We start from the raw sequence: 25,929 nt of genomic DNA, 5'->3' as shown, positions 1-25,929 counted from the left end.
GCTTCAGAGCGAAAGATCGGCCGTTGACGGTAAGGCGGGAACGGGCAGCAAGGATGCTAATTCCTCGGCACGGGGCGGTATATTGCCGGCGGCGCGCGCGGCTTCGTCAATCACCCAGTCGAGTATTGCTGCGCCGTCTGCCCAGGCACCCAGATCGGCGACTCCGCTTGCCGAACCGATAGCGCCACCGTCAAAGCAGCGGCTCCCCCAGAACCCCGCCAGCGCATGGGCGCCGCCGAAATCCATACGCGGATCGTTGCGGCTGGCAACTACTGCGGAGGGGAAGGGGAGGAGGGCCTTGGGGGCAGGACCGAAGCCGATCAGCCGCAAATCCGGACTTGCAACATCGACATTCGGCGGCGCAACGAGCAGTGCCCCGGCGACCGGTTTGCCATAAGCCGGTTTTTCGAAGCTGGCCCACCATGCCACGGCCAGGCAGGCCAGGCCGCGCGCGACCAGAATGACGGGCCGGTCCGATTGTCGCACGGCATGGTCGATCGCAGTGATCCAGCTATTGCGATGGGGCCGGTCCCATACGCCAAGATTGAGGCGATGGCAGTCCTCTCGCTCCCTTTCCCAATGCGAAAGCCAGTGATCGGCGTCAGGTTGCTCCGAACCGGCGAGCGTCAATGTCCGGAAAGGCGTTTCGTGCGATGAAGAGGCAGGCATAAAGTCTCCTTCCAGCATGATATTCGTCATGAACGTATATCTATAAAGAGAGTAGACAATAGGGAGGGGCTGGGCTGTGCTTTCTTTACGCCGGATGAACAGAGTCTATGATGCTGCAATAGCCGTACATGCGAAAGCGCGTCAGCTTATGAATGAAATGAAGTTAGGCCGCGAGGCCTCGGCGAACCCCGACAGCATTCCAAATCTGGCGCGCTGCTCGTCCATCAACAAGATAGAATGCCGCCGCGATGCAGGCGATGCCTGCTACTGCCAGAGACATGAGGACGATGCCACGTGCCGCATGGAAGGCGTTCGTCAATCTGGGCGAAATAAGCGCATGTACCACTGGGACAACTCCGGCGAGAGGGCGTAACCTGTTTCTTTTAAATAGGAAAACATGGTTAAGAATATGTAAACGGCTGCCTTCGGCACGATCTGCAAGCATCTGGAACGCAGCTTTCCCGCCTTGAAGGCGTGAATAGCCGTGAGACACCTCTCAGGTAGTTGCATTCCGTGTTCTCCGCGTACAATCGGGCTGTGCGCTTTCGAGCATCAATTTCACTATCCAAGTAGAGGATCAGTCATGACCGACCCGATCGTAATAGCGAGCTACGCCAGAACCCCTATGGGCGGATTTCAAGGCGCACTGTCTACGTTGAAAGCTACGGAATTGGGTTCCACGGCTGTGGAAGCGGCAGTTACCCGTGCGGGTGTAGACCCGGCAATGATCGACCGCATCTATATGGGCTGCGTTCTGCCGGCCGGACTGGGTCAGGCGCCTGCGCGGCAGGCGGCGCTGGGCGCGGGGTTACCGAATTCCGTCGAGGCCACGACCGTCAACAAGATGTGCGGATCGGGAATGCAGGCTGCGATGATGGCCTATGACGCGCTGGCTGCGGGCAGTGCTGACGTGGTGATCGCCGGTGGCATGGAGAGCATGAGCAATGCGCCCTATGCCCTGCCAAAGCATCGGTCGGGCGCGCGGATTGGCCATGATCGCATCGTCGACACCATGATGATGGACGGTCTGGAAGACGCCTATGAACCAGGCAAGGCCATGGGTGTGTTCGCGGAGGATGCGGTGCGCGACTATCAGTTCACACGCGACGAGCAGGATGCCTATGCGGTGCGCTCGCTGGAGCGGGCGAACGCCGCAATTGCCAGCGGCGGCTTTACCAGGGAAATCGCGGCTGTGACCGTCCCAGGACGCGGTGGTTCGACGCTGGTGGAGATCGATGAGCAGCCGGGCAAGGCGAAGCCGGATAAGATCCCCGGATTGAAGCCTGCCTTCGTCAAGGATGGCACGATCACCGCAGCGAATGCATCGTCTATCTCCGACGGCGCGGCAGCGCTCGTGATGACGCGGCAGAGCGTCGCTGAGAGATTGGGTTTGCCGATCGTGGCGACCGTCGTAGCGCAGGCCGCTCATGCACATGAGCCGACGAAATTCACGACTGCGCCTGTTCCCGCGATCAAGAAGGTGCTGGAGAAGGCAGGCTGGTCGACGGACGATGTCGATCTCTTTGAAGTGAACGAGGCGTTTGCAGTGGTTGCGATGATCGCCGCACGAGAGCTGGCCATTGCGCCCGAGAAGCTCAATGTGAATGGCGGCGCGACGGCATTGGGCCATCCCATTGGGGCAAGCGGCGCGAGAATCCTCGTAACGCTGATCGCTGCGCTTGAAGCACGTGGACTGAAGCGCGGCGTGGCAAGTCTCTGCATCGGCGGCGGCGAGGCAACCGCCATGGCAATACAGCTCAACTAAGCACCGGAGGAAAAAGAATGAATATCGAAGGATTGGGTGCCATCGTCACGGGCGGCGCTTCGGGTTTGGGCGGCGCAACGGCAGAGCGGCTTGCTGCCCTAGGCGCGAAAGTCACCATTTTCGACATGAATGCCGAACTGGGCAAGCAGCACGCCGCTGCGATCGGTGGGCGGTTCGCAAAGGTGGATGTCACTGACGAGGAAGCCGTCGACGCAGCGCTGTCGGACGCAGAAAGCGCCCATGGGAAAGCACGGATTCTTGTGAATTGTGCGGGCATTGCCCCTCCGGCAAAGGTGATCGACAGGGCGGGCAAGGCGGCGCCGCTTCAGGACTTCGCCAAGGTCATCTCGATCAATCTTGTGGGCACGTTCAATGTGCTTTCGAAATTCGCAGCACGACTTCATGACGCCGATCCGCTTGATGAAGAACGGGGCGTCATCATCAACACCGCCAGCGTTGCCGCGTTCGAGGGACAGATCGGGCAGGCCGCTTATGCAGCATCCAAGGGTGGCGTGGTGAGCATGGCGCTTCCGGTTGCGCGGGAACTTGCGCGTTATGGCATCCGGGTGATGACCATCGCACCCGGCATTTTCTGGACGCCGATGATGGCCGGCCTTCCGCAGGAGGCGCAGGATTCGCTCGGCAAGCAAGTGCCGTTTCCCAGTCGTTTGGGTCAGCCGCAGGAATATGCGAAGCTGGTGGAGAGCATCGTGACGAACCCGATGCTGAACGGGGATGTCATTCGCCTCGACGGAGCGATCCGCATGGGGCCGAAATAGCACCGGGCGCGTGGGGGCGGCTGCGTCCTATTTCCACAGCTTCATGATCGGCAGGATGCTACCGTAATCGTCCGTCCATGGCAGGAATCCCGCTCTGGCGGTGGGGTCCTGCCAAAGGTCTTCGCCGGATATTTCTGTGAGCCGGGCAAGTGCTTCCTTGTCCCGCGACATCGCAATCCACAGCGAGGCCGAATAATGGCGCGAAGCATCCTTTAGCGCCGGGCGATAATAACGCATCCGCGCGTCCCATCCTCCCTGCTTCGCGGCCGCGGCGATCACGGGTTCAAGATCGAGATACCGGTTCGATATGTGGACGAGCAGCAGACCTTGGGGTTCAAGCCGCCGCGCGTAGGTGGCGAAGGCTTCCCGCGTCAGGAGGTGCATGGGCACGGAATCCGATGAGAACGCATCGATCGCAAGCAGATCGAACTTTGCGCCGTTTTCCCGGGCCAGCATGATCCGCGCGTCGCCCAAGGCTATATCGGGATGAGGCTGACAGCGTGTGAGGAAGCTGAAAGAGCCTGAGTCCCTGGCGATGTGGATCATCACCGGGTCGATTTCATAGAAGCGCCATGACTGGCCGGGCTGACGATAGCAGCCAAGCGTGCCCGTGCCGAGACCTACGACGCCAATCCGCGCATGTGGTCCATACAGGCGCGGCGCGGCACGCATGGCGAGACCTACACCGGACAGCGGCGCATAATAGCTGGTCGGCTGAGTTTCCGTCCCCGGCTTAAGGTTCTGTATGCCGTGCAATGTCGTGCCGTGCACCAGTACGCGTACATCCGGTCCGTTGTTGCGTACTTGATATACGCCGAAATAGCTTCGAGTGAGAGCGCCGTCCGATGCACTTAGCGCCAGCTTGTTCCAGCCGCCAAGGCACAGCATGATATAGGCGAGCAACCCGGCGAAGAGCAGCCTGTTGCCGATCGCCGCCAGGGCCATTGCGAACAGCAGCACTATCACGCCAGCCTTGATGGCGTCGGATTTCAGTGCAGGCAAAATAACCCCTTCTGCGATCGTCGATAGAAACAGACCGACGATGAGGAGAACAGCCGCGATGATGTGGCGATGGCGTCCACTCCACGCTTCGGCCGCCCAGGAGAAAAGCGGTTTGCGGTTTGCACAGAACGCTGCCGCTACCAGCAGCAGCGGATGTTCGTAGGTCCAATCGAACACGACCGGTGCGATAAGTGCGCAGAAGATGCCGCCGAGTACCCCGCCTGCGGACATTGCCAGATAGAAGGCAGTCAGTTGCTCCGGCGCGGGCCGTGAGTCGTACATGTGCGCGTGAAGTCCCACCGCGACGACGAATAATGTCAGCAGCGCGAGTACCGCCAGAACCACGGGAAATCCGGTGAGGCCGGCAAAGGTCGGCGTCGCTCCGATCAGCAAGACCAGCGGCAGGATCGTCGTAATGGCATTAGCAAGCGATCGCTGCGCCGCAAAGGCAACCGAGAAGCTGAGCAGGTAAATGCCGAGCGGCAACACCCAAAGGAGCGGCATCGCGACGATATCGGTCGTCATGTGCAGGCTGGTGGACAGCATCAGGCCCGAAGGGATCGCGGCCAGGACGATCCATTGACCGACTTGTGCTGCTTTCAAAGGCGATGTGGGCCGACGCGATACAGTACCGCTATCTCCGCGTGGCAACGACCAGGCGCACCAGGCGACCAGAGCCAGCAGCAGCAGATAGCCGCCTGACCAGAGCCAGCTTTGCTCCGCCACAGGCATGAAGGGCTCGACCAGTAGCGGATATGCAATCAGTCCGCCAAAGCTGCCCAGATTGGATGCGGCGTACAGGGGATAGGGATCTTTGCCGCCCGACAACAGGAACCATCGCTGCATCAGTGGCGCCTGAGCCGCGACGACGAAGAACAACGGTCCGATCGACACGATCAACAACCATGGAACCCACAGCACCGGGTCGGTTCCGGCGGGAGGGTCGCCGTTTATCAGCGCGATCGGCAAGGTCAGCGCCGCCAGTGCAAAGAGCGCTGTATGGATCATCCCCTGCACGCGCGGCTTGGCGCGTCCTAGCAGATGCGCATAGGCATAGCCCGCGAGCAACAACGCCTGATAGACCAGCATCGCGGAGTTCCAGACGGACGGCGCACCACCGACGCGCGGCAACGCCATGCGCGCGACCATCGGCTGAACGAGGAAGAGCAGGAACGACCCGGTGCAAATCGTTACGACGATCCGGGTGCGGGATGGTGCTACACTTTCGGCCGGACTGGCAGTCGACGACATAGCTTTCTGTGACCTTCCTGCGAGCGGGCGCCGACGCCGCACCGATTTTGCCTGCGGCTATCAGAACGTAAGGCCTTTCGCTAGTTGCTCCCAAGCTGCACGGATCAGCCTGCATCACCTTGCATTATGATCGAAGCTTGCCATTTTGACGCCTGACCTGAACATGCGTCAAAGAGGATGTGAAGATGCCTACGCCCAGCCCCTGGCAGCACCATCGTAAAGCCGGTGTCGCGGACGACATCGAATTTGAGATCAAGGGGCAGGAACTTCAATTTCTGGAGATCGAACTGGATCCGGGCGAAAGCGCTGTTGCCGAAGCCGGCGCGCTGGTGTGGAAGGATGCCAACGTCGGCATGACGACCGTGTTCGGCGACGGAAGCGGCGGAAGTGACGCGGGTTTCATGGGCAAGCTGCTTGGCGCAGGCAGGCGGCTGGTGACTGGCGAGAGCCTATTCACGACAGTGTTCACGCACAATGGCACCGGCAAGGCACGAGTCGCCTTCGCTTCGCCCACACCGGGTGCGATCCTGGCGCTGCGGCTGGACGATCTGGGCGGTCGGCTGATCTGCCAGAAGGATAGTTTCCTTGCCGCCGCCAAAGGCGTGTCGATTGGGATTCACTTCCAGCAGCGTATCATGACCGGCCTATTCGGTGGCGAAGGCTTCATCATGCAGAAGCTGGAAGGCGATGGTTGGGTGTTCGTCCAGATGGGCGGCACCGTGGTCGAACGCGAATTGGCGGCGGGCGAGCAGTTGCATGTCGATACCGGGTGCCTTGCCGCCTACACCGATACGGTCGATTTCGATCTGGAGCGGGCGGGGGGCGTACGGAGCGTACTGTTTGGCGGCGAAGGCCTCTTCTTCGCGCGCCTGACTGGGCCGGGAAAAGTGTGGATACAGTCGCTGCCCTTCTCACGCCTTGCCGGCCGTATGCTGGCTGCTGCTGGGAGCAGGGGCGGACAGAATCGTGGAGAAGGATCGGTGCTCGGTGGGCTTGGAGACCTGATCGGCGGTAACGACTAGGACCGGTCGTTGGATTCAGTCGCAAATGTCTCTGGTAATATTCCTATAGAAGCGGAAAAATCGCTAATCAGTAGGATAAATTTCTTTCAGTTTTGATGTTCCTGTGTGTCAAAGCGCTCGATTTCCTTGATTTTCAAAAACTGGCACGCCTCCTGCAATGATGAAAGCACGATCCAAATAGGATCGCATACACATCAGTTCAGGGAACAATCATCATGAAAGCCATCGCCATTATCGCAATCGCAGCCGCCTCCATGACGGTAGCCAGCCCCGCCTTCGCAAAGCCGCAGGGCACTTTCGGGCGTGCAACGGTCAGTTTCAACCAGAAGACGAACACCTACTGCTTCAAGGAAGCCCGCGAAGATTCCCATATTCCCCATACCGAGTGCCGCACCAAGGAAGAATGGGCAGATGCTGGCCTGACGATTACTCGCAAACCTGCTGTCCAGCTCGTTCAACGCTAAAGTGCGCATCGAGCCTCAAGGCGGTAACGCGGATCATCCATCGCGCACAGGAAGTTATTCCTTCGGTCGAGGACTGGCTTCCTGCCGATGTTGAGCCGCAGCCGTGCCGGTGAAGCACCGGGGAAACGGGAACCTTGTATCGCGCACGCGCGTATCGCTTTCCTATGAACAGGTCACAGGAAGCGTGAAAGACCCCGCACCCATCACCGTACAGACAGAGGCGGAGCCGGAACTCGTATTCGTCGGCGATGACATGCCGGGCATCACCCGACGCCGTTCGGGCACTGGCTTTTCCTATCGTGATCCGGACGGCAAGCCTGTGAAGGACAAGGCGACGCTGGCGCGCATACGGGCGCTGGCTATACCGCCTGCCTATGCCGACGTGTGGATTTGCCCGCTCGCCAACGGCCATCTGCAAGCGACCGGACGCGATGCCAAAGGCCGCAAGCAGTATCGCTATCATGCCGATTTCCGGGCGGAACGGGATCGCAGCAAATATGGGCATGTGATCGAATTCGCGCGCGCACTCCCTAAGATACGGGAGACCGTGCGTAGCGATATGGCGCGGCGCGGCCTTCCGCGCGAAAAGGTGCTCGCGACGGTCGTCCACCTGCTCGACATATCGATGGTTCGTGTCGGCAACATCGACTACGCCAAACAGAACAGCAGCTATGGCCTGACGACGTTGCGAAACCGCCACATCGCCGTGGAAGGATCGAAGCTGCGGCTGCGCTTCAAGGGCAAGAGCGGCAAGCCTTGGGACATCACGATCCGCGACCGCCGCGTCGCTCGGCTGATGAAGGCGATACAGGAACTGCCGGGCCAGCATCTCTTCCAGTATGTTGACGATGACGGTGAGCCGCGCGAAGTCACCTCCGGCGATGTCAACGCCTACCTTAAGGAGATCAGCGGCGCGGAAATAACGGCCAAGGATTTCCGGACATGGCACGGCACCGTGACGGCCGCGCTGGAACTTGCGGCCTGTCCGCCCTCCACCAGCACCACGGCCGCCAAGCGTCAATTGGTTGCCGCTATCGACCGTGTGGCCACCCGCCTCGGCAATACGCGCTCGGTGTGCCGCGCCTGCTACATCCACCCTGCCGTTATGGACAGCTATATGGACGGTAAGTTGGACATCCGAATTCCTGCCACTGAAAAGGAAGAGGGGGACGCGCTCGATCCGGGGGAGATCGCCGTGCTTAAATTCCTGCGCCGTCATGTGCGGGAGGAAGCGGCCGCCGCCGCATGATTACGAACGGCAAGGTTGCCCTGTGTCCTTCGCGCGCGGTAATGATAGAGGCCCGGCCATGACGGCGGCCGATCTCCACGAAATCTTCATCACCACTTTGCTGCGGGAGGCGGGGAGCAATCGCCGACACTGGCGGCTCACGCTGGGCGAAGTCAAAGTATATGGCACGGACACGCATCCACATTGCAACTGGACCGTCACACCATCGGGAAATTTGCGAGACTTGACGGAGATCGAACGCGTCGCCGACAGGCTGCGGGAGCGCTATCCCATCATCACCGCGCGTTAGATGCTAAGCGGCTGCGACGCCATCTGCCTCCAGCACGTTGTCGGCAGCCAAGACGCCCTGCACCCGCACATGTTTCTCCACCAGATCCACAGGCACACGGTGGAGAATCAGCCGCCACTGGCCGCCGCGATCACGTTGAAGGAGGAACCCGCCTTCGTCACGGATCAGCCGCCCGGTTTCGGTGATGACATCAGGTGACGATCGGGCAGCTTCAGTCATCCGGTCAGTCTATCGCGTCCTTGATGCCCTTACCAGCCAGCAGGCCAAGGATCAGGAACAGCACAAACACCGCTATGGCGATGAAGAACAGGATCTTCGCGATCCCGACGAATGTGCCAGCCGCGCCGCCGAAGCCAAGCAAGCCTAAAACGGCGGCAATGACGAGAGAGATGATGGCGAGTTTGAGCATGACGGGCCTTTCAAGATGCCTGTCACCTCAATCCGCGAAACGCCTGCAAAGTTCCTGTGAAAGCTTGGCTATGCGACCGCATCCGCCGCCGGGGTGTAGGGCAGGCCCAGATCCTGCGCGACGGCTTCATACGTCACCTTGCCGTCCCACACGTTAAGGCCTGCGAGCAAGTGCTTGTCGCGCCGCAAAGCTCCCTTCCAGCCGAGTTCCGCAATGCGCAGCGCATGGGGTAAAGTAACGTTGTTCAACGCATAAGTGCTGGTGCGCGCCACTGCGCCCGGCATGTTCGCGACGCAATAATGGACGATGCCGTCAACGATATAGGTCGGCTCTGCATGCGTCGTCGCGTGGCTCGTTTCGAAGCAGCCGCCCTGATCGATGGCGACATCCACCAGCACCGCGCCCGGCTTCATCGTTTTGAGCATGTCGGCCGTGACCAGCTTGGGCGCGGCTGCGCCAGGGATCAGCACTGCGCCGATCACCAGATCCGCCTCCGCCACCAGTTCTGCCAAATTGGCGCGGTTGGAGAAGCGCGTCTTCGCCCGCGCCTCGAAATACATGCCTAGCTTCTCAAGCACTTCGGGGCTGCGGTCCAATATGGTAACGTCCGCGCCAAGCCCCGCCGCCATCTGCGCTGCGTTGAAGCCGACCACCCCACCGCCGATCACCGCGACTTTGGCAGGCAACACGCCCGGCACGCCGCCCAGCAAAACGCCGCGGCCGCCATGGGCCTTTTCCAGCGCCGTCGCCCCCGCCTGGATCGACATGCGGCCTGCAACCTGACTCATGGGCTTCAGCAAGGGCAAGCCGCCGCTGGCATCAGTCACAGTCTCATAGGCGATGCACACCGCGCCACTCTTCACCAGATCGTGCGTCTGCTCCGGGTCCGGAGCGAGATGGAGATAGGTGTAGAGGATCTGACCGGGGCGCAGCATCGCACGTTCGCCTGGCTGCGGTTCCTTTACCTTCACGATCATCTCGGCACGCGCGAAGATTTCAGCGGCGGTCGCGATGATCTGCGCACCGGCCTTTTCATAGGCCACGTCGCTCGCACCGATGCCGATCCCCGCATTCGTCTCGACCAGCACCTCGTGGCCATGCGAGGCCAGTTCATGCACGCTTTCGGGCGTCAGGCCGACGCGATATTCGTGGTTCTTGATTTCCTTGACGGTGCCGACAATCATCCCAGGCTCCTGAACAGGCGCATCAGAGCGCCGTAATTATGTTACCCGATTTGATAAGATAATTTCCAACATTTGAAAAGCGGATTCCGCGATTCATGCCTCTAGTTCACAGTCCGGATTGGCACCGGCACATTGCAAATGTCTACGCCCCCCGCCGGAAGTATATAGAAGTCATCCTTCCGGTTCGCCCGAACATGCATATAGTCGGCGAAGCTTTTGGAGCCCGTGTCCATGACTTCGAATTTCGGCCGCTCCGTTTCCGGCATGTCGCTGGCAAGCCGTACGGAAAGGATCGGCGTGGCTTCCTGTTGTGGTCCGTACATGCCGATCTCCGCCGTGCCGCGCGGAAGGCTGGAGAGATGAGCGATGCCGTCGATCACGCGCCCTACAACGGCGATGTTGCGATCAAGCTGCCGCGGAGCATGGCCGATCACGGCATATAACTCGGCGCCCGTCCCCGCATCGGGCGGTCCGTTGCGCCCGATGCCTACTGAACCATAGCAATGGGTCAGCCAGGCCTGCCTGCGATCGCTCGCCACGGGCCAGCCGTCGATAAACCCCGCCACCGGTGCGTAGCTGTCTCGCCCCGGCAGCTGGGTCATCTTCCGCGCACCGTTATAGGATATGCTGTAATCTTGGGGCAGCGGCCCTTTCATCCCTTGCGGCAGGGGCTTCTTCTCCGACCGGTCGCCCCATTGCGCGACATAGTTATCCTGAACGCGATAGACGCTTGTGCCGTCCCACCAATGCGCCAGAGCCAGCACCCGCATATTTCCGACATGTCCTTGCGAAAACAGCGGTGCGAGCTGAATGACGACGCCCCTGCCCCCCGCAAGTGTCATCACGAGAAGGTCGGCAGGGGGAATGGCTTTCCAGGCTGCGGCGGGCGCATCGGCGATAACGGAAGCAGGCGTCACCTCCTTTGCGGGCGATTGCGCCAGGGCAGGCGCAGCGAGGCTGACAAGCAGGATTTGGAATGCGGAGCGAAGGGAAAAGCGCATGGCGAAGATAAACGTCAAGGCGCTGCCAAAGTAAAGCCATGCCAAAACACCACACCCCTTGCCTACACGCCCCACCCGCGATAGGGAGCGCACCTTCCAGTGCAATGCGGAGCGGTGGCCGAGTGGTCGAAGGCGCTCGCCTGGAAAGTGAGTATACGTCAAAAGCGTATCGAGGGTTCGAATCCCTCCCGCTCCGCCATTTTGCCTTTTTCATGGATCGCTATGAACGGCTACGGACATGAGAAACCCCGCGTTTGCTGGGTTTTCACGATTCCTCAGGTTGCGCCTGTCCGCCATTATTCGTGCCAAACCGCGCCTTGATTTATGACCGGTTTTATGACTAAATTTGTGGAAGCCAGCGCAGCGGGAGATTGACGTGAGGCTCTACAGGCGGCTTTCTGTAAAATCGGTTCAGGCGGAATCGCGGCCCGGTGTGCATTCCGATGGTGATGGACTTTACATGCGTGTGAGGGACACGGGCACCAAATCCTGGCTCTACATCGGGATGCTGAATAGGCGTAGACGGGAAATCGGGCTGGGTTCCGTGCGGGATGTTTCACTGGCGCAAGCGCGCGAAATGGCACGAGAGTTACGTCACTCTTTTCGGGCTGGAATTGATCCTGTGGTCGAAAAGGAGCGCGCAAGAGCGGCAGAACGCCCGACGCAGACGTTCGGGGAGTTCGCGGACGCGCTGCTTGATAACATCGAAGACGGCTTCCGGAACGAAAAACATCGTAAGCAATGGCGCTCGACATTACAGACTCACGCTGCCCAGTTAAGGGGCCAGCCAATAGATCAGATCGACGCAGCGGCTGTATTGAAAGTCTTGCAGCCGATCTGGCTGGCGTTGCCAGAAACCGCCTCGCGAGTGCGCGGCCGAATCGAACGTGTCTTGGACGCCGCAAAAGCCAAGGGGCTTCGAACGGGAGAGAATCCTGCACGTTGGAAAGGGCATCTTGAGCTGTTGTTACCCAGAAAGCCGCAAATTGGCCCAGCGCACCATGCAGCCCTGCCATTTGGTAAGATCAGCGAGTTCATGAAAGAGCTGGCCGAACGTCCGGCATCGGCCGCACGCGCATTGGAATTAACGATCCTTACAGCGGCTCGATCCGGCGAGACGCTCGGCATGACGTGGGGAGAAATTGACTTGGATGTGGCGATCTGGACGTTGCCAGCAGAACGCATGAAGGCAGCCAGAATACATCAAGTGCCGCTCAGCTTAGCTTCTCTTCGAATACTGGAGGATCTTCGGCCGAGCCACCCGCACGCGAATGCGAAGGTCTTTGTTGGAAACCACGGCAAGCCCCTCTCCAACATGGCGATGAGCATGTTGCTGCGCCGAATGGGGCATGATGGCATCACCGTCCACGGGTTCCGGTCAACATTCCGGGACTGGGCCGGCGAGACGACTGCCTTTTCTCGAGAGGATGTTGAGACGGCTCTTGCCCATACCGTAACGTCCAAGACCGAGCGGGCATATCGCCGGGGTACTGCACTGGAAAAGAGACGAGAAATTATGAAGGCTTGGGCCAGTTATTGTGGCAAACAAGAAAGTGACCCGACTTGAAGCCAGCGCCGACTGATCGTAGCGTGAGCAATCAGGCGCATCTTGTTGCCGACGTACTTGCCTCAAAAGCGCAAGATCCCCGGATTAATAGTGCATCTTCTGCATGGGGGTCTTTTTTCGAACCAATGAAACTAACTAATGGAAATAGAATCCATTCAATGGTCCTGGGCAGCATCCAGACCCAGGCGCAAAGCTGCATTGCGCAATTGCTTGTCGCGAGTCCAAAGCCTTGCGCCGACCGACAACAGCGTTCCTGCCAACAAATGGGCATCAATATAACCTATGCCTATCCCAAACAGGCTGTGCTGGTCGATAAAGCCATGCACTTCCTTATCGTTGGCGACCAGCGCCTTGGGCAATCCTCGCAACGCATCCAAAACGATATCCCGTTGACGTATACTACCTAATGCCAACTCACCGATTACGAACGGGTGAGTGAGAACCTGACGCTTATGGAGAAGCTTGCTGAGGGCAGGATCATCTTTGCGAAGATGGTCGATCCAAACAGAGCTGTCGACCAATATCACTTAGGGTCGGTACGGCGCCGAGGCGCATCACCAATATCGGGCTCAGTACCGCCAAGGCGGGCGAGGCGTGAAGCACTCTCACGCTCGATCAGCGCCTTAAGCGCCTCTCGAACCAGCGAAGACTTTTCAGTAAGGCCGGTAAAAGCCTGCGCTTTTGTAACAAGTTCATCATCGAGAGCGATCGTGGTACGCATAAGATATCCTCGCTGCTAGGCATGTAATATAGCATCAAACGATGCCCTTCCTAGTGCTAAAGATTAAAGCGCCTACAATTGACAAACCACATCTTAAGCTCAACTTCGACTATGCAGCACGCGGGTTGTGCAATTTCTAGGCAATTGCACAGCACTGCTGCATAGTTTTACCGATACATGTGCGGCGATGCTGCGAAGGTCGCGTGCCAGCTCTCTCTGCGTCCGCCGTGTTAATCAGCCGCGGCCAAGGAGATTATGAGAACTAGGTCGCTGACAATATCCCAGCCAGATATCGTCCATAATCTGATTTGCCGAGCTTTCTAATTGCGTGCTCCAACTCCGCCGAATTGATAAAGCCATTCCGAAATGCAATTTCCTCAGGGCTAGCAATTTTGAAGCCCTGTCGCTTTTCCAGGATCCGGACGAACTCAGCCGCATCCAGCATGCTGTCCGGCGTACCGGTGTCCAGCCACGCATATCCGCGTCCCATGATCTCTACCTTAAGCTGCCCACGTTCTAGATAGGCGCGGTTGACGTCCGTAATCTCCAACTCTCCGCGTGCGGAGGGCTTCAGATTGGCAGCAATATCGACGACTTGCTCATCGTAGAAGTACAGTCCCGTCACTGCCCAATTGGATTGCGGCAGTGTCGGCTTTTCCTCGATCGACATCGCCTTCATGGACGCGTCAAAACTGACCACGCCGTAACGTTCGGGGTCTTGGACATGATAGGCAAATACGCTTGCGCCAGTTTTTCGGGACGACGCGCTTTCCAGCAACTCGGGCAGGCCATGGCCATAGAAGATATTGTCGCCCAGTACCAAGGCAGACCGGTGACCCGCCACGAAGTCGGCTCCGATTATGTACGCCTGCGCCAGTCCATCTGGGCTCGGCTGTTCGGCATATTCGAAGGTCATACCCCATTGCGACCCGTCGCCTAGCAATTCCCGAAACGCCGGGAGGTCTCGCGGTGTCGAGATGATCAGCACTTCACGAATGCCTGCCAGCATCAGGGTGCTGAGAGGATAATAGATCATCGGCTTGTCATAGACCGACATGAGTTGCTTGGAGGTCGCCAGCGTCATCGGATAGAGGCGAGTACCGCTGCCGCCGGCAAGGATGATGCCTTTCATATGTTCGTTCCTTTAGAGAAGCGGGTCAACGCGTCGAAAGTTATAGGCGGGCGATCGCTGTTTTCAGCGATTGATGCCAATCAGGTAATATGATGCCGTGAGCGTCCGCAATCAGCGCGCAATCAAGGCGCGAATTCGCGGGACGACGGGCCAATGTCGGATATTCCGCCGTGGCAACCCCGCGCACTTTGGCATGTGGCCCGCCCTGCGCCGCCGACGTGGCGAAGACGGCTTCGGCAAAATCCGCCCATGACGCTTCCCCGCTAGCAGTCATATGGAATATGCCACGCAAAGCTGGGTCCGGGCTACTAACAAGATTGATGGCGACGCGCATTATGCCGTCAGCTATGTCGAGCGCACTGGTGGGATTGCCCACCTGATCGCCGACCACGGAGACTTCGTCCCGGTCAGCCGCGAGCCGCAGCATGGTCTTGACGAAGTTTGCGCCAAAGGGGCTGTACACCCATGCCACGCGCAGGATTGCACTGTTGTCGCCATGGGCTACCAACACAGCCTGTTCGCCCGCCAGCTTTGAAGCGCCATAAACACCGGTCGGCCCAGTCCGGTCAGCCTCAAGATAAGGGCGATCAAGCGTGCCGTCGAAGACATAGTCGGTCGAGATATGGACCAGCGGTACGCCGAGCGCGCGTGCAGCCTCTGCCACCGCGCCGGCACCCCGGCCGTTGATCGCATGCGCCAGATCAGGTTCGCTCTCCGCCTTGTCTACAGCCGTGTACGCTGCCGCCGAGACTACCACGTCGGGTGCGGCAATCGCCAATGCGCGGGCTATTGAAGCTGGGTCCATAAGGTCCAACTCAGGCCTGCCAATTGCGATTACATCATGACCTGCAAGACCGCCGCGTTCCACTAGGCCGCTGACGATCTGCCCTGACCGTCCGGTAACGGCAATTCTCATGCAGCAATTCCGGCACTCGTTGCGCTTGCCAGACCCAGTCGCTGGCCGTCGTAACGCTCACGCAGGGGACGCCACCACCATTCGTTCTCGAGATACCAGTGAACCGTTTTCTCTATGCCGCTCTCGAACGTTTCCTGGGCACGCCAGCCCAGTTCGGACTCCAGCTTTGTCGCGTCGATTGCGTAGCGCGCATCATGGCCAGGACGGTCAGTTACATAATCGATTAGGGTTTCGCGCGGTGCTTCAGTTGGAACCAGCTTATCAAGAACCGCACAAATCCGGCGCACGACGTCGATATTACGACGTTCGTTGCGTCCACCCACATTATAGGTCTCGCCGGGCCGCCCACGCTCGATAATAAGGTCAAGTGCGCGCGCGTGATCGTCGACATAGAGCCAATCGCGGACGTTCTCGCCCTTTCCATAAACCGGAAGGGCGTGTCCGCCAAGCGCGTTGAGAATGGTGAGCGGGATCAACTTTTCCGGAAAGTGATAAGGTCCATAATTGTTCGAGCAGTTCGAAACGACCACCGGCAGCCCGTAGGTTCGGTGCCACGCCTTTGCGAGATGATCGGACGCAGCCTTGGAAGCCGAATAGGGAGAACTGGGATCATAGGGCGTGACTTCTTCGAATAGTCCGGTGTCGCCGAGAGAGCCATAGACCTCATCGGTGGACACATGGAGGAAGCGGAAGCTGTCTTTCGCTCCCGCTTCCAGTCCGTTCCAATAGCAGCGGGCTGCTTCCAACAGGGTGAAGGTGCCGACCACATTGGTCTGGATGAAGTCCGCCGCGCCGGTAATCGAACGATCGACATGGCTCTCTGCCGCAAGATGCATGATGCGATCCGGGCGAAACGCAGCAATCGCCTCGTCCATGGCAGCACGGTCGCAGATGTTCGCTTTGAGGAAGCAGTGATTGGCCTTGCCGTCCACTGCCCGTAGCGACGCTTCGCAACCGGCGTAGGTCAGAGCGTCGACCGTCAGAACTTCGTAGCCTTTTTCAAGGACCAAATGGCGGACTAAGGCCGAACCGATAAAGCCAGCACCGCCGGTAACAATCACGCGCATATGCTATTGGCTCCAGGCAAAGTATGTGGGAAGTTCAGAAAGAAGCGGTTGCCTGCGGTCCTTGCCTGAAAGGGTTTCGGGATCAGCAATGTCCGGCCACGTTACGCCAATAGCTGGATCGTTCCACGCTACACCCTTGTCGCAATCCGCGCTGTAATAGTCGGTCACCTTATAGCAGATAACCGTGTTGGGTTCGAGTGAGCAGAAACCATGCGCAAAGCCAGGTGGAATCCAAAGTTGCTTGCCGTTCGCGGGCGTAAGTGTTTGGGCGATCCACTGTCCATAGGTGGGCGAACCAAGCCGAATATCTACAGCGACGTCGAACAGCGCGCCTGCAGTGCAACGCACCAATTTGCCTTGAGCATGCGGGTCACTTTGGAAATGCAGACCCCGAACCGTGCCTGCCTTGCCACTCATTGACTCGTTGTCCTGGACAAAGGCGTGTTGGCCGCAATGCTGAGCAAAGCGATCGGCACGGAACGTTTCCGCGAAATATCCTCGATCATCGCCGATGTGGCGAGGTGTCAACAGCTTTACGCCCGTGATATCAAAGCCGTGAATTTCCATTCGCGTCCCCTAATAGAAATTTGCTCGTCGGCCTAGACGTCGGATGCGACGGTCGCGGGAATCATGCGAGTGCTGCACATAGCTTGCGATCCGAACGCACCAAAATCTTTATTTTGAACCCCACATACCAGTTGGGGCCGTTGTGGCGGCAGTACCTTCACAGACGCTAAACAGCGTCTTCTGATGAATTGCTGCCCATGCTAGGGGACCGAACGACATATTGAAGGGGGTTTATCTTTCATGAGTGCATCTGTTGTTCCGGTTATTCTTTCCGGCGGTTCCGGAACTCGGTTATGGCCTGTGTCGCGGCCGGAACGACCCAAGCAGTTGCTGGCTTTGACCGCCGCCGAGACTATGCTTCAGTTGACGGCACGGCGGACAGACACCACGACCACCGCCTCCTATCTCTCCTTCGGCGTACCGATTCTGGTGGCCAACGCTGCTCATGCCGATCTGATTGAGAAACAGCTTGCCGAGATCGGCATCACCGAGAGCCACATCCTCTTGGAACCGTTCGGTCGCAACACGGCGCCAGCCATTGCACTGGCGGCTCTGGTCGCAAAGGATCCCGCCGACGCGCTGCTGGTCATGCCGAGCGATCATGTAATAGCCGACCTGCCGGCTTTCCACACCGCGATTGCGCAGGCGCTGCCGCTGGTCGCTAATGGCTGGCTCGTGACCTTCGGCATCACGCCCGACGCGCCAGAAACAGGCTACGGTTATATCCAGATGGGCGATCCTGTGCAGGGCGCTGTCAACGCCGTCACCCGCTTCGTAGAAAAGCCTGATGCCGCTCGTGCTGCCGATATGATGGCCGAAGGCGGCTACGTCTGGAATGCGGGCATCTTCCTCTTCCGTGCCGACGCTTACCTCGCCGCGCTCGAAACCTTCCAGCCCGAGATGCTCGCTCACGCGAAGGCTTCACTTAACAAAGGTCGCAAGGATGGCCAACGCTTCTATCCCGACGCCGCGTCGTTTGAACTGTGCCCGTCCGACTCGATCGATTACGCCGTTATGGAGCGGGCCGAGAAAGTCGCCTGCGTACCTGTGGACATGGGATGGTCCGACGTTGGTAGCTGGGACTCGCTCCATGCGATCAGCGACAAGGACGACCACGGCAATGCCGTGCGCGGCGACGTGCTGACGATCGATGCTTCCCGTTGCCTCGTCCATAGCGATGGTCCGAGTGTCGCGCTGGTGGGAGTGGAGGATCTGATCGTGGTAGTCGCCCAGGGCGACATCATGATCCTGCGTCGCGGCCAATCGCAGAACGTCAAGAAAGTCACCGAGGCACTTAAGAACCGCTAGTCATGGCGCTACGTTGATGGGCCAGATCTACGCCGTCAGAACTGCCACGAGATACGACTTTTAGCCCTCGTTCAGCAGAGTCGGCATACTTCTTTGCGCGGCGCGGTCTCCTCTCATGCCGGAGCGACCCGGCATCGGCAAAGGCACCCGGCCTGTGAGCCGTCGAAGTCGGCAAGAGTATCTGACTCGTTCGTTTGCAGGTCTTGGTTGGTGCAATTGCCCAGCCAAAACGCACGGGATTGCTGCCGCGTATTTCGGACTCGAACCTGCGCACAAAATTCCAGGACGGCCCGCGACGGTTCACCCCCCCTCTGTTCCAAGACTTGGGCGGCTTGAACAACCTGGGCACGACACTCTCTCGCACGAAGTCAGGCGCAAACAGCCTTATCGTGGCATCTAGCTGTTCTAGGTCGGGCGATAGCTGCTGCAACCTCGCACGGCACCCGTCAGTCCCCCTGTGTGGACGCGGGTAAGGCTATAAACAGTTTATGAAGTTTCGTGGTGCAGCGGACTGTCTCCATATAAATTGAGCGTTCCGCGCCTCTGGCGCGGCCCGGCTCTGTTCCGCTTGACGTTCCACCGGACCGCGCGTGACGCGCGTCTCGTCCCGGTCGGGCGATGATCAGTAACGCATGGGGCCGGTGCTGGCGCACCGTTCCTGTGGTCGCCACCCTGCGGGTGGCGGCGCTGGCCTTGGCGGCGTCGATCTGGCGGGTGGGCGTCGCTGCCCTTTAGGCCCGCCGCGCCGGGCGGCAAGCGGCGCTGCGCGCCGCTCCTCCTCTTCGTTCCGGCCCTGCGGGTGCCACCCGGCTCGTTCGGCGGGCCTTTCGGTTCGCTCCTGCCGCCCACCCGCCATTCCGGCGCCGGTTGCTGCGGTAGAAGGAGTAAAGTGTCATGGAACTTAAAGCTATCGACATCGCAAATCTGTCCGTCTCGCGTCTCAACATGCGGGGCGTTAAGAAGGCACCCGACCTCGCCAACATCCTCCCTTCGATTCGCGCACGGGGCATATTGGTGCCGCTGATCGTGAGGGCAGGGGATACGCCCGATGCTTACGAGATCGTCGCAGGCAAACGGCGCTATCATGCCGCGCTTGTCATCGCTCAGGAGACCGGCGGGATCGATCCGCTGCCCTGCGTGGTGATGACACCGGGGGACGATGCCGCTGCGCTGGAAGCCTCGCTGATCGAGAACATCGCCCGCCTCGATCCCGACGAGATGACCCAATGCGAGACCTTTACCCGGCTGGTGCGGGAAGGCCGCAGCCTCGAGCATATCGCGCTGACCTTCGGGCAAAGTGCCTTGCAGGTCAAACGCACCCTGGCGCTCGGCAATCTGCTGCCACGCATCCGCAGCCTGTTCCGCACCGAGAAGATCGACGCCGTTACCGTGCGGCATCTGACATTGGCATCCCGCAGCCAGCAGCGCGACTGGCTGGCTCTGCTGGATGACGAAAGCGCCTATGTCCCCACCGGATCGGCGCTCAAGGCATGGCTGTTCGGCGGCGCGTCCATCTGCACCAAGGTCGCGCTGTTCGATGTAGGTAATTATGGTGGCGAGATCATATCCGACCTGTTCGGCGAGGACAGCTACTTCGCCTGCGCCGAGCAGTTCTGGACCGCGCAAATGGCAGCGGTGGAAGATCGCGCCGAAGCGTATCGCGATGCCGGATGGTCCGATGTCGTCATCCTCGACCGGGGAGAGCCATTCCATACATGGGAGCATGAACGGACAGCGAAGAAGCAAGGCGGCAAGGTCTATGTAACCTTGGGTCATCGCGGCGACGTTACCTTCCATGAAGGCTATGTCACCTGCAAGGACGCGCGCCGTCTTGCCAGAGGCGAAGTGCTGGACAAACCCCAGCGTCCCGAACTGACCTCCGCCCTGCAATCCTATATCGACCTCCACCGCCATACGGCCGTCCGCGCGAAGCTCGCCGATGCGCCAGCGACAGCCTTACGGGTGATGCTGGCCCATGCCATTGTTGGATCGTCGCTGTGGCGGATCGATGTGGTGCGCCAGCGCGGGCAGGGCGATGCCATTAGCGAGAGCGTCGAGACCTGTGCGTCCGAAGCCAGCTTCGATGCCAAACGCCGCAGGCTGCTGGCGCTGCTGGGCTTCGATGCGGATACGCCGACCATCGCCGGTGGCTATGATGGAGAGCAGGGCATAGCCGGACTGTTCACGCACCTTCTATCGCTGTCCGACAGCGAAGTGCTTGACATCCTTGCCATCGTCATGGGCGAGACGCTGGAGAGCGGCAGCGCGTTGATCGAGCTGCTGGGCGTCCAACTGAACGTCGATATGGCAACTGTCTGGCAGGCTGACGATGCCTTGCTCGATGGCATCCGAGACCGCGAGATCGTAGGGCATGTGCTGGCGGATATTGCCGGATCGGAGACGGCGGCATCCAATGCCAAGGAGTCGGCGAAGGTCCAGCGTGGCATCATCCGCGATTGCATTGCTGGCACAAACGGACGGCAGAAGGTCGAAGGCTGGATGCCCAAGTGGATGGCCTTTCCACCCTCGGCCTACACCCAGCGCGGCGGCGTTGGCAGCGTCAGCCGATGGGAACAGGTGGCAGAGCTTGTGGCCGTTACACCCGATGTTGGCACCCCCGACGCCGAGCCGATCCGCAAGGCAGCATGATCACGCAATGCACCGGCAGCGGACCTCCGTTGCCGGTACCTTTGGAGTACTGGACATGCGTCTCCTTCGCATCCTTGGCACTTATATTCGCTGCCTGTTCATCACCGATCGCTACGCAAGACGGAAGGCAAGGGCGGTGGCTACGCTGCCTGACATTCTCCGCATGGTGTATGGCATGAAGTATGATGACCAGCTCAACGACACGGACATCGCCGAGTTGCTCGGTATCACCGAACGCGATGTCATGCGCCATCGGGCGTGGGTCGCTCTGCACGTTACCCGGTCGCTCGACCGGCAGTATCGCCGCGCCGCGCAGTGGCGGCGGCTGTGGCCGTTCCGGCGCGGGGGCGGGGGTAAGGACCGGGAGTGACATGAGCAATGCTGCTCTTCGTAAATAGGACGCGACCGACCCGTAAGCGGGCCCGTCGCGTCACTTTGGACTTGGCACGGGCACACAAAACGGCGACTCTGTGTCCATGAAGACTAGCCTCGATCATCTGCCCGAAGGCAAGCAGCGCGAACTGGCCTATGTGGTCGAGACCGTGCGCGCAGGCTTTGCGCGCGCGACCGCGCAGCGCACCCAGCCGCGCTTCCGCAATGGCGCGCTGCTCAAGATCATCCTGTTCGGCTCTTATGCACGCGGAGATTGGGTCGAAGACCCGGTCGGGCGCTATTTTTCCGATTACGATCTGCTGGTCGTCGTCAATCACGACGATCTCACCGACATCGCCGAGTTCTGGGAGAAGACCGAAAGCCAGCTTCTCGCCGACCTGTCGGCAGGCACCACGCTGCGTACGCCGGTCGGCCTCATCTATCACAGTCTGGAGGATGTGAACGAGAAGCTGGGGCTTGGCCGCTACTTCTTCATGGACATCGTCCGCGATGGCATCGTCCTGTTTGAGGAACCGGGCCACCCGTTCACTGAGCCGCAGCCGTTGTCGCCTGAGCAGGCTTTGCGGGAGACGCAGGACTACTTCGAGGAGTGGTTTCACAGCGCAGAATATGCACTGAAACTAGCAGCCTACAGTGTGGCCGACAACGAGCCGAAGTACGCGGCTTTCCTGCTGCATCAGGCGACTGAACGCTTCTACCACTGCCTATTTCTGGTCCGTACTTTGTACAGTCCCAAGACGCATAACTTGAACCGCCTGCGCGACCTGGCCGAGGAACTGGAACCGTCCCTCAAAGCCGTCTGGCCGCGCGAAAGCCGCTTTGAAAGGCACTGCTATGCGCTGCTGCGGGATGCCTATGTGAAAGCCCGCTACTCGCGCTCCTACCGCATCACTGCCGAGCAACTTGAATGGATTGCCGCGCGGGTGACGCTACTGCAATCACTCGTCCGCACCGCTTGCGAAATGCGGATCGAAAGCCTCGCCAAAGCCGCTTAGGCCGCTTGCCGCACACCGATATCGAGCGTCATCTGACGGTCATCAGCCACGCTTTGTGCATCGACCGGGCACAGCGTGTCGGTGCCGCAGGCGAGCGTGATCCAGTCTATCCGCCAGTCGATATCGAGCCGGTCGCCCTGTGCATCGCGAGCGATATCGATGATGGCCGCGCCATCGACGGCGACCGTAAAATGGCTGCGATTGCTTGCAGGATCGTCGCGTCCCCGGATCAGACTGTCATCGGAAATCGCCAGCGAGAAGCCCTCCGTGCGTGCCCGCGCGGGCAAGTCGAGCAGCGTCTCAATGTCGCCGCTGAGCTGCAATCGGTCGTCCTGCCTTGCCGCAATCTGCACACCCATCGTCACTGCCTTTTCGGAAAATCGGGAGGGAAGAATAGAACATAGAATGAACAACGGAAATGGCGTTTTGGGCGGAAGGGGTGCCGGAATAGGGATGGCGCGGAAGGCAAGATAGAAAGCCATGCCTCCATGCGGCGCGGCATGTGGCGTCTGCACGGCGTTTTGGGTGGAGGCATGGGGTGTCGCAGGGCAGTGGAATGCCTCCGGTGCGGCACTGCCCTGCCGAGAACACGCGCAGTTCTGCGCTTGAGAGCAGTGCCGTCATGGAGGCCCTTGAAGCACTGGCACACGCTCCCCTCATTTTGGGCAATGTTCCTTTTGCGTGAGGTCAGCCCATGTCCGACGATCCGTTTACCCTGTGGCTTGGCCGGGTGGGCCAGGACCGGCCCTTCGCCCACCGGATGCGCGGCGTAGTCAATCGTGCGGGCGGTACAGTGGCGAGGAAGGCGAGCACGTTCACTGGCGCGCGGATCGGTCGCGGCGCAGGCGTCGGACGGCTGATCGCCTCGCGCGGCAGTAGCGCATCGGGCGGTCGCCGGGTGGTGGTGAAAGCGCGGATCGTGAAGCTGGCAGGCAAGGGCGCGGCAGGGGCGGTGGCGCATCTGCGCTACCTGCAGCGCGACGGCACCACGCGCGAAGGCGAACGTGGCACGCTCTACGGGCGCGAGAGCGATGCCGTGGATGGCAAAACACTCCTCGAACGCGGTAGCGGTGACCGCCACCAGTTCCGCTTCATTGTCGCGCCTGAGGATGGCGCGGAATATGAGGATCTGAAACCCCTCGTCCGTCGCTGGATGGATCGGGTGGAAGCGGACCTTGGCACGAAGCTCGATTGGGTCGCCGTCGATCACTTCAATACCGGTCATCCCCATGCCCATGTCATCGTTCGGGGAAAAGACGACAAAGGCAAAGATCTGGTCATCGCGCGGGAATATCTGACGCAGGGTCTGCGCGTCCGCGCTGCCGAACTGGTCGACCTCGATCTGGGACCACGGTCAGCCCATGAAATCCAGCGGGCCAGCGAACGCGAAATGACGCAGGAGCGGTTCACCGGCATCGACCGTCGCTTGGCTTGCGCGGTCGGTGAAGATGGGCTGGTGCGGCCTGTGCATAAAGACGGCGTAGAACAGGCGCTGCGGGCCGGGCGGTTGCAGACGCTTGGGGCAATGGGCCTGGCGACCGAGGAACGACGCGGGGCTTGGCGGCTCGATGCTGACCTGGAACAGACGCTGCGCCGGATGGGGGAAAGGGGCGACATCATCCGCACCATGCAGCGGGCGATGCTCACGCGTTTGCCCGAACGATCACCGGCCGATTATGCGATCCATGATCCTGCGCGCAGCGGGAGGCCGATCGTCGGCAAGGTCATCGCGCGGGGGCTGTCCGATGAACATGCCGATCGGCAGTATCTGATCGTGGATGGCACCGAGGGCCTCAGCCATTATGTGGATATCGGTATCGATGCGCCGGCGACGCGGAATAACAGCGTGGTCAGGATTACGCCGAACACCGTCGCAGTCCGGCCGATAGATCACACTATCGCGACGATCGCCGCCGCCAATGACGGCAGCTACAGTATCGACTTGCATCTGCGGCACGATCCCAGCGCCACCGAAGCCTTTGCCCGTACCCATGAACGGCGGCTTGAAGCAATGCGGCGCGCCACCGACAGCGTAGAACGTCGGCCCAATGGAACATGGGTCATTGCCCCCGATCATCTGGCCCGGGTCGAAGCGTGGGAGCGCGACAAGATCAGCAAGGCACCGGTGGTGATCGAGACGCTTTCGGCAGAACCGCTGCAAGAGCTTGCCCGACATGATGGTCCGACCTGGCTCGACAGCGAGCGGACGGCCCGAAGGCCGACGCCCATCGGGCCCGGGTTCGGGACGGAGGTGCGACATGCGCTGGACCTGCGCCGCCAGTGGTTGGTCGAGCAGGAGCTGGCGACAATAGAAGGCGACACTATCCGCCTGCGTGCCAATCTCATGAGCACGCTCCAGCAGCGCGAACTGCGGCGCGTGGCGGGTCAGTTATCGCAGGAACTGGGGCTGAGCTTTGTTGAGACAAAAGCGGGGCAGACCATTGAGGGAACCTACCGCCGCCCCGTGCAGGTGGGCACTGCCAGGTACGCACTGATAGAGAGGAGCCGCGACTTCACCCTCGTCCCCTGGCGCCCTGTGCTCGAACGCGCCATCGGCAAGCCTGTCTCGGGCGTTATGCGTGACACCGGCGGGATCAGCTGGACCATCGGCCGCAGCCGGGGGCTGGGTATCGAATAGGCGTGGGAAGCGAGAGCGGGTTGCGCAGCACGCGCATCGCGAGCGTCAAACCAGACTGAGCCGTTCGGGTCCCATCAGCGCCCATCAGCGCCATCAACAGGATACGGAAACCAGCCTAGGCTTGTCCCATGCAGACCAGGAAAATCCGCCACCAGTTCTATCTGCCGGACGACCTGTCGCAGGCGCTCGATGCGCTCGCGGCAAAGCCCGGTGCATCGAAAACCACGATCCTGACCGATGCGCTGCGCGCCTGGCTTGAACGCAAAGGGCACAATGCACTCGACACCCAGTTCGGACCCAGACTTGACCGCCAGCAGAAGGTTGCCCTGCGCACTGAAACCACGCTCAACGCCATGGCCGAAATGCTCGACCTGCTCGTGACGCATCAGTTGACGCTCGCGGCCCATCAGCCGCCATTCGATACCGAGACCGAGCATCTTGGGCAGCGGCGCTACCAGCAGTTCGTCGATCAGGTTGCCCGCAGGCTCGCGGGCAATCGCGGCGTACCGAAGCTGGTCAGGAAAATCACCCCAACGGAGGACAGCAGATGATCGATCCACAGCCAGAGCGCATCACTGTGCGGATCAGGGAAGCCTGCCGGATGACCGGCATCGGGCGCTCCAAGCTCTACGAACTGATCGGCGCAGGGGAAATCGAGGTGGTGAAGATCGGCGCCCTGACTTTGGTGCCGGTCGCCAGCTTGCGGAAGCTCATTGAGCGCGGCGGGCAGGGGGCAGGGGACGTGAAGTGACGCGGCGTTCGCTACGGGATGCACACCGTACGCGGACGTCCTTCCCGTCTAACGCAGACCTTGACTCAGAATACTTCAGTAAGCAGTCAAACCAGACCGAAGATACGTATAACAAGTCAGGAATGGACATTCAAACGCGTT

General features: G+C 60.2%; 28 protein-coding genes and 1 tRNA gene. 16 read left to right on the top strand and 13 right to left on the bottom strand.

All coding sequences use genetic code 11. The features are described from left to right. Positions 1-3: 3 nt before the first annotated feature. Positions 4-699 carry an RBBP9/YdeN family alpha/beta hydrolase gene (locus C1T17_RS01270; RefSeq protein WP_223262735.1) on the bottom strand — a complete coding sequence of 232 codons (696 nt, stop codon included), beginning with the start codon at positions 697-699 and terminating at the stop codon, positions 4-6. 118 nt (positions 700-817) lie between these two features. On the opposite strand from C1T17_RS01270, the gene C1T17_RS21135 reads away from it, so the two are divergent. The 3 genes from C1T17_RS21135 (at position 818) to C1T17_RS01255 (ending at position 3,213) form a co-directional block, all read left to right on the top strand. Beyond that, complete coding sequence (locus tag C1T17_RS21135; RefSeq protein ID WP_189338447.1) at positions 818-1,042, top strand: hypothetical protein; 225 nt, start codon at positions 818-820, stop codon at positions 1,040-1,042. A gap of 210 nt (positions 1,043-1,252) precedes the next feature. Further along, the gene (locus C1T17_RS01260) at positions 1,253-2,434 is read left to right on the top strand and encodes an acetyl-CoA C-acyltransferase (protein ID WP_104951844.1); all 1,182 of its coding nucleotides are present in this window, start codon (positions 1,253-1,255) and stop codon (positions 2,432-2,434) included. 17 nt (positions 2,435-2,451) lie between these two features. Further along, the gene (locus tag C1T17_RS01255) at positions 2,452-3,213 is read left to right on the top strand and encodes an SDR family NAD(P)-dependent oxidoreductase (RefSeq protein WP_104951843.1); all 762 of its coding nucleotides are present in this window, start codon (positions 2,452-2,454) and stop codon (positions 3,211-3,213) included. A 27-nt stretch (positions 3,214-3,240) separates the two neighbouring features. On the opposite strand, the gene C1T17_RS01250 is transcribed toward C1T17_RS01255, so the two are convergent. Beyond that, positions 3,241-5,466 (bottom strand): fused MFS/spermidine synthase, encoded by a 2,226-nt coding sequence (locus C1T17_RS01250; RefSeq protein ID WP_104951842.1) that lies wholly within the window; start codon positions 5,464-5,466, stop codon positions 3,241-3,243. Between the two features lie 185 nt (positions 5,467-5,651). On the opposite strand from C1T17_RS01250, the gene C1T17_RS01245 reads away from it, so the two are divergent. The 4 genes from C1T17_RS01245 (at position 5,652) to C1T17_RS01230 (ending at position 8,490) form a co-directional block, all read left to right on the top strand. Then, positions 5,652-6,488 (top strand): TIGR00266 family protein, encoded by an 837-nt coding sequence (locus C1T17_RS01245; RefSeq protein WP_104951841.1) that lies wholly within the window; start codon positions 5,652-5,654, stop codon positions 6,486-6,488. Positions 6,489-6,703: 215 nt separating this feature from the next. Continuing rightward, positions 6,704-6,952, top strand: a complete 249-nt coding sequence (locus C1T17_RS01240; RefSeq protein ID WP_104951840.1) for a hypothetical protein — start codon at positions 6,704-6,706, stop codon at positions 6,950-6,952. A gap of 184 nt (positions 6,953-7,136) precedes the next feature. Continuing rightward, entirely contained in the window at positions 7,137-8,201 is a 1,065-nt protein-coding gene (locus tag C1T17_RS01235) for a DNA topoisomerase IB (RefSeq protein WP_223262734.1), read from the top strand. 58 nt (positions 8,202-8,259) lie between these two features. Beyond that, positions 8,260-8,490: a hypothetical protein gene (locus C1T17_RS01230; RefSeq protein ID WP_104954929.1), complete on the top strand. Its 231-nt coding sequence runs from the start codon at positions 8,260-8,262 to the stop codon at positions 8,488-8,490. 3 nt (positions 8,491-8,493) lie between these two features. On the opposite strand, the gene C1T17_RS01225 is transcribed toward C1T17_RS01230, so the two are convergent. From C1T17_RS01225 to C1T17_RS01210, 4 genes are all read right to left on the bottom strand, one after another. Then, positions 8,494-8,709 (bottom strand): DUF5818 domain-containing protein, encoded by a 216-nt coding sequence (locus C1T17_RS01225; RefSeq protein ID WP_104951839.1) that lies wholly within the window; start codon positions 8,707-8,709, stop codon positions 8,494-8,496. A 4-nt stretch (positions 8,710-8,713) separates the two neighbouring features. Further along, positions 8,714-8,899, bottom strand: a complete 186-nt coding sequence (locus C1T17_RS01220) for a DUF1328 domain-containing protein (RefSeq protein ID WP_104951838.1) — start codon at positions 8,897-8,899, stop codon at positions 8,714-8,716. A 68-nt stretch (positions 8,900-8,967) separates the two neighbouring features. Next, complete coding sequence (ald, locus tag C1T17_RS01215) at positions 8,968-10,083, bottom strand: alanine dehydrogenase (protein ID WP_104951837.1); 1,116 nt, start codon at positions 10,081-10,083, stop codon at positions 8,968-8,970. A 101-nt stretch (positions 10,084-10,184) separates the two neighbouring features. Next, on the bottom strand, positions 10,185-11,084 hold the full coding sequence (locus tag C1T17_RS01210) for a peptidylprolyl isomerase (RefSeq protein WP_104954928.1): 900 nt from the start codon (positions 11,082-11,084) through the stop codon (positions 10,185-10,187). 108 nt (positions 11,085-11,192) lie between these two features. On the opposite strand from C1T17_RS01210, the gene C1T17_RS01205 reads away from it, so the two are divergent. Further along, a tRNA-Ser gene (locus tag C1T17_RS01205) sits at positions 11,193-11,283 on the top strand. A gap of 177 nt (positions 11,284-11,460) precedes the next feature. Then, entirely contained in the window at positions 11,461-12,651 is a 1,191-nt protein-coding gene (locus C1T17_RS01200; RefSeq protein WP_223262733.1) for a tyrosine-type recombinase/integrase, read from the top strand. Between the two features lie 155 nt (positions 12,652-12,806). Here C1T17_RS01200 and C1T17_RS01195 read toward each other — a convergent pair whose 3' ends face one another. The 6 genes from C1T17_RS01195 to rfbC all read right to left on the bottom strand — a co-directional run bounded on the left by C1T17_RS01195 (position 12,807) and on the right by rfbC (position 17,054). Continuing rightward, complete coding sequence (locus C1T17_RS01195) at positions 12,807-13,178, bottom strand: type II toxin-antitoxin system VapC family toxin (protein ID WP_104951836.1); 372 nt, start codon at positions 13,176-13,178, stop codon at positions 12,807-12,809. Beyond that, positions 13,175-13,372 carry a type II toxin-antitoxin system VapB family antitoxin gene (locus tag C1T17_RS01190; protein ID WP_104951835.1) on the bottom strand — a complete coding sequence of 66 codons (198 nt, stop codon included), beginning with the start codon at positions 13,370-13,372 and terminating at the stop codon, positions 13,175-13,177. Before C1T17_RS01190 ends, C1T17_RS01195 begins: the two co-directional genes overlap by 4 nt. Positions 13,373-13,634: 262 nt before the next feature. Then, on the bottom strand, positions 13,635-14,504 hold the full coding sequence (rfbA, locus tag C1T17_RS01185) for a glucose-1-phosphate thymidylyltransferase RfbA (RefSeq protein WP_104951834.1): 870 nt from the start codon (positions 14,502-14,504) through the stop codon (positions 13,635-13,637). 40 nt (positions 14,505-14,544) lie between these two features. Further along, positions 14,545-15,420 (bottom strand): dTDP-4-dehydrorhamnose reductase, encoded by an 876-nt coding sequence (gene rfbD / locus C1T17_RS01180; protein ID WP_104951833.1) that lies wholly within the window; start codon positions 15,418-15,420, stop codon positions 14,545-14,547. Further along, positions 15,417-16,487, bottom strand: a complete 1,071-nt coding sequence (rfbB, locus tag C1T17_RS01175) for a dTDP-glucose 4,6-dehydratase (protein WP_104951832.1) — start codon at positions 16,485-16,487, stop codon at positions 15,417-15,419. The genes rfbD and rfbB overlap by 4 nt, the downstream gene beginning before the upstream one ends. Positions 16,488-16,490: 3 nt before the next feature. Next, positions 16,491-17,054, bottom strand: a complete 564-nt coding sequence (rfbC, locus tag C1T17_RS01170; protein ID WP_104951831.1) for a dTDP-4-dehydrorhamnose 3,5-epimerase — start codon at positions 17,052-17,054, stop codon at positions 16,491-16,493. Positions 17,055-17,294: 240 nt separating this feature from the next. Here rfbC and C1T17_RS01165 point away from each other — a divergent pair, with 240 nt between their 5' ends. From C1T17_RS01165 to C1T17_RS01150, 4 genes are all read left to right on the top strand, one after another. Further along, complete coding sequence (locus tag C1T17_RS01165; protein ID WP_104951830.1) at positions 17,295-18,362, top strand: mannose-1-phosphate guanylyltransferase/mannose-6-phosphate isomerase; 1,068 nt, start codon at positions 17,295-17,297, stop codon at positions 18,360-18,362. An 894-nt stretch (positions 18,363-19,256) separates the two neighbouring features. Further along, on the top strand, positions 19,257-21,011 hold the full coding sequence (locus tag C1T17_RS01160; protein ID WP_104951829.1) for a ParB/RepB/Spo0J family partition protein: 1,755 nt from the start codon (positions 19,257-19,259) through the stop codon (positions 21,009-21,011). Positions 21,012-21,066: 55 nt separating this feature from the next. Next, entirely contained in the window at positions 21,067-21,381 is a 315-nt protein-coding gene (locus tag C1T17_RS01155; RefSeq protein ID WP_145958929.1) for a hypothetical protein, read from the top strand. Between the two features lie 106 nt (positions 21,382-21,487). Further along, a complete protein-coding gene (locus tag C1T17_RS01150; protein ID WP_104951827.1) occupies positions 21,488-22,399 on the top strand; it encodes a HEPN domain-containing protein in 912 nt (303 codons plus the stop codon). On the opposite strand, the gene C1T17_RS01145 is transcribed toward C1T17_RS01150, so the two are convergent. Next, complete coding sequence (locus C1T17_RS01145) at positions 22,396-22,881, bottom strand: hypothetical protein (protein WP_223262732.1); 486 nt, start codon at positions 22,879-22,881, stop codon at positions 22,396-22,398. The genes C1T17_RS01150 and C1T17_RS01145 overlap by 4 nt on opposite strands. A gap of 212 nt (positions 22,882-23,093) precedes the next feature. Between C1T17_RS01145 and rlxS the strand changes: the two genes are divergently transcribed. The 3 genes from rlxS to C1T17_RS01130 all read left to right on the top strand — a co-directional run bounded on the left by rlxS (position 23,094) and on the right by C1T17_RS01130 (position 25,788). Continuing rightward, positions 23,094-25,037 (top strand): relaxase/mobilization nuclease RlxS, encoded by a 1,944-nt coding sequence (rlxS, locus tag C1T17_RS01140; RefSeq protein WP_104951826.1) that lies wholly within the window; start codon positions 23,094-23,096, stop codon positions 25,035-25,037. A 128-nt stretch (positions 25,038-25,165) separates the two neighbouring features. Next, entirely contained in the window at positions 25,166-25,588 is a 423-nt protein-coding gene (locus tag C1T17_RS01135) for a CopG family transcriptional regulator (RefSeq protein ID WP_104951825.1), read from the top strand. Next, positions 25,585-25,788: a helix-turn-helix domain-containing protein gene (locus C1T17_RS01130; RefSeq protein WP_104951824.1), complete on the top strand. Its 204-nt coding sequence runs from the start codon at positions 25,585-25,587 to the stop codon at positions 25,786-25,788. The genes C1T17_RS01135 and C1T17_RS01130 overlap by 4 nt, the downstream gene beginning before the upstream one ends. Positions 25,789-25,929: the final 141 nt, after the last annotated feature.

The sequence above is a fragment of the Sphingobium sp. SCG-1 genome (assembly GCF_002953135.1).
In the GTDB taxonomy this organism is placed as follows: Bacteria; Pseudomonadota; Alphaproteobacteria; order Sphingomonadales; family Sphingomonadaceae; genus Sphingobium.
The sequence above is the reverse complement of the archived record's forward strand: the minus strand, read 5'-3'. Positions and strand labels throughout refer to the sequence as shown.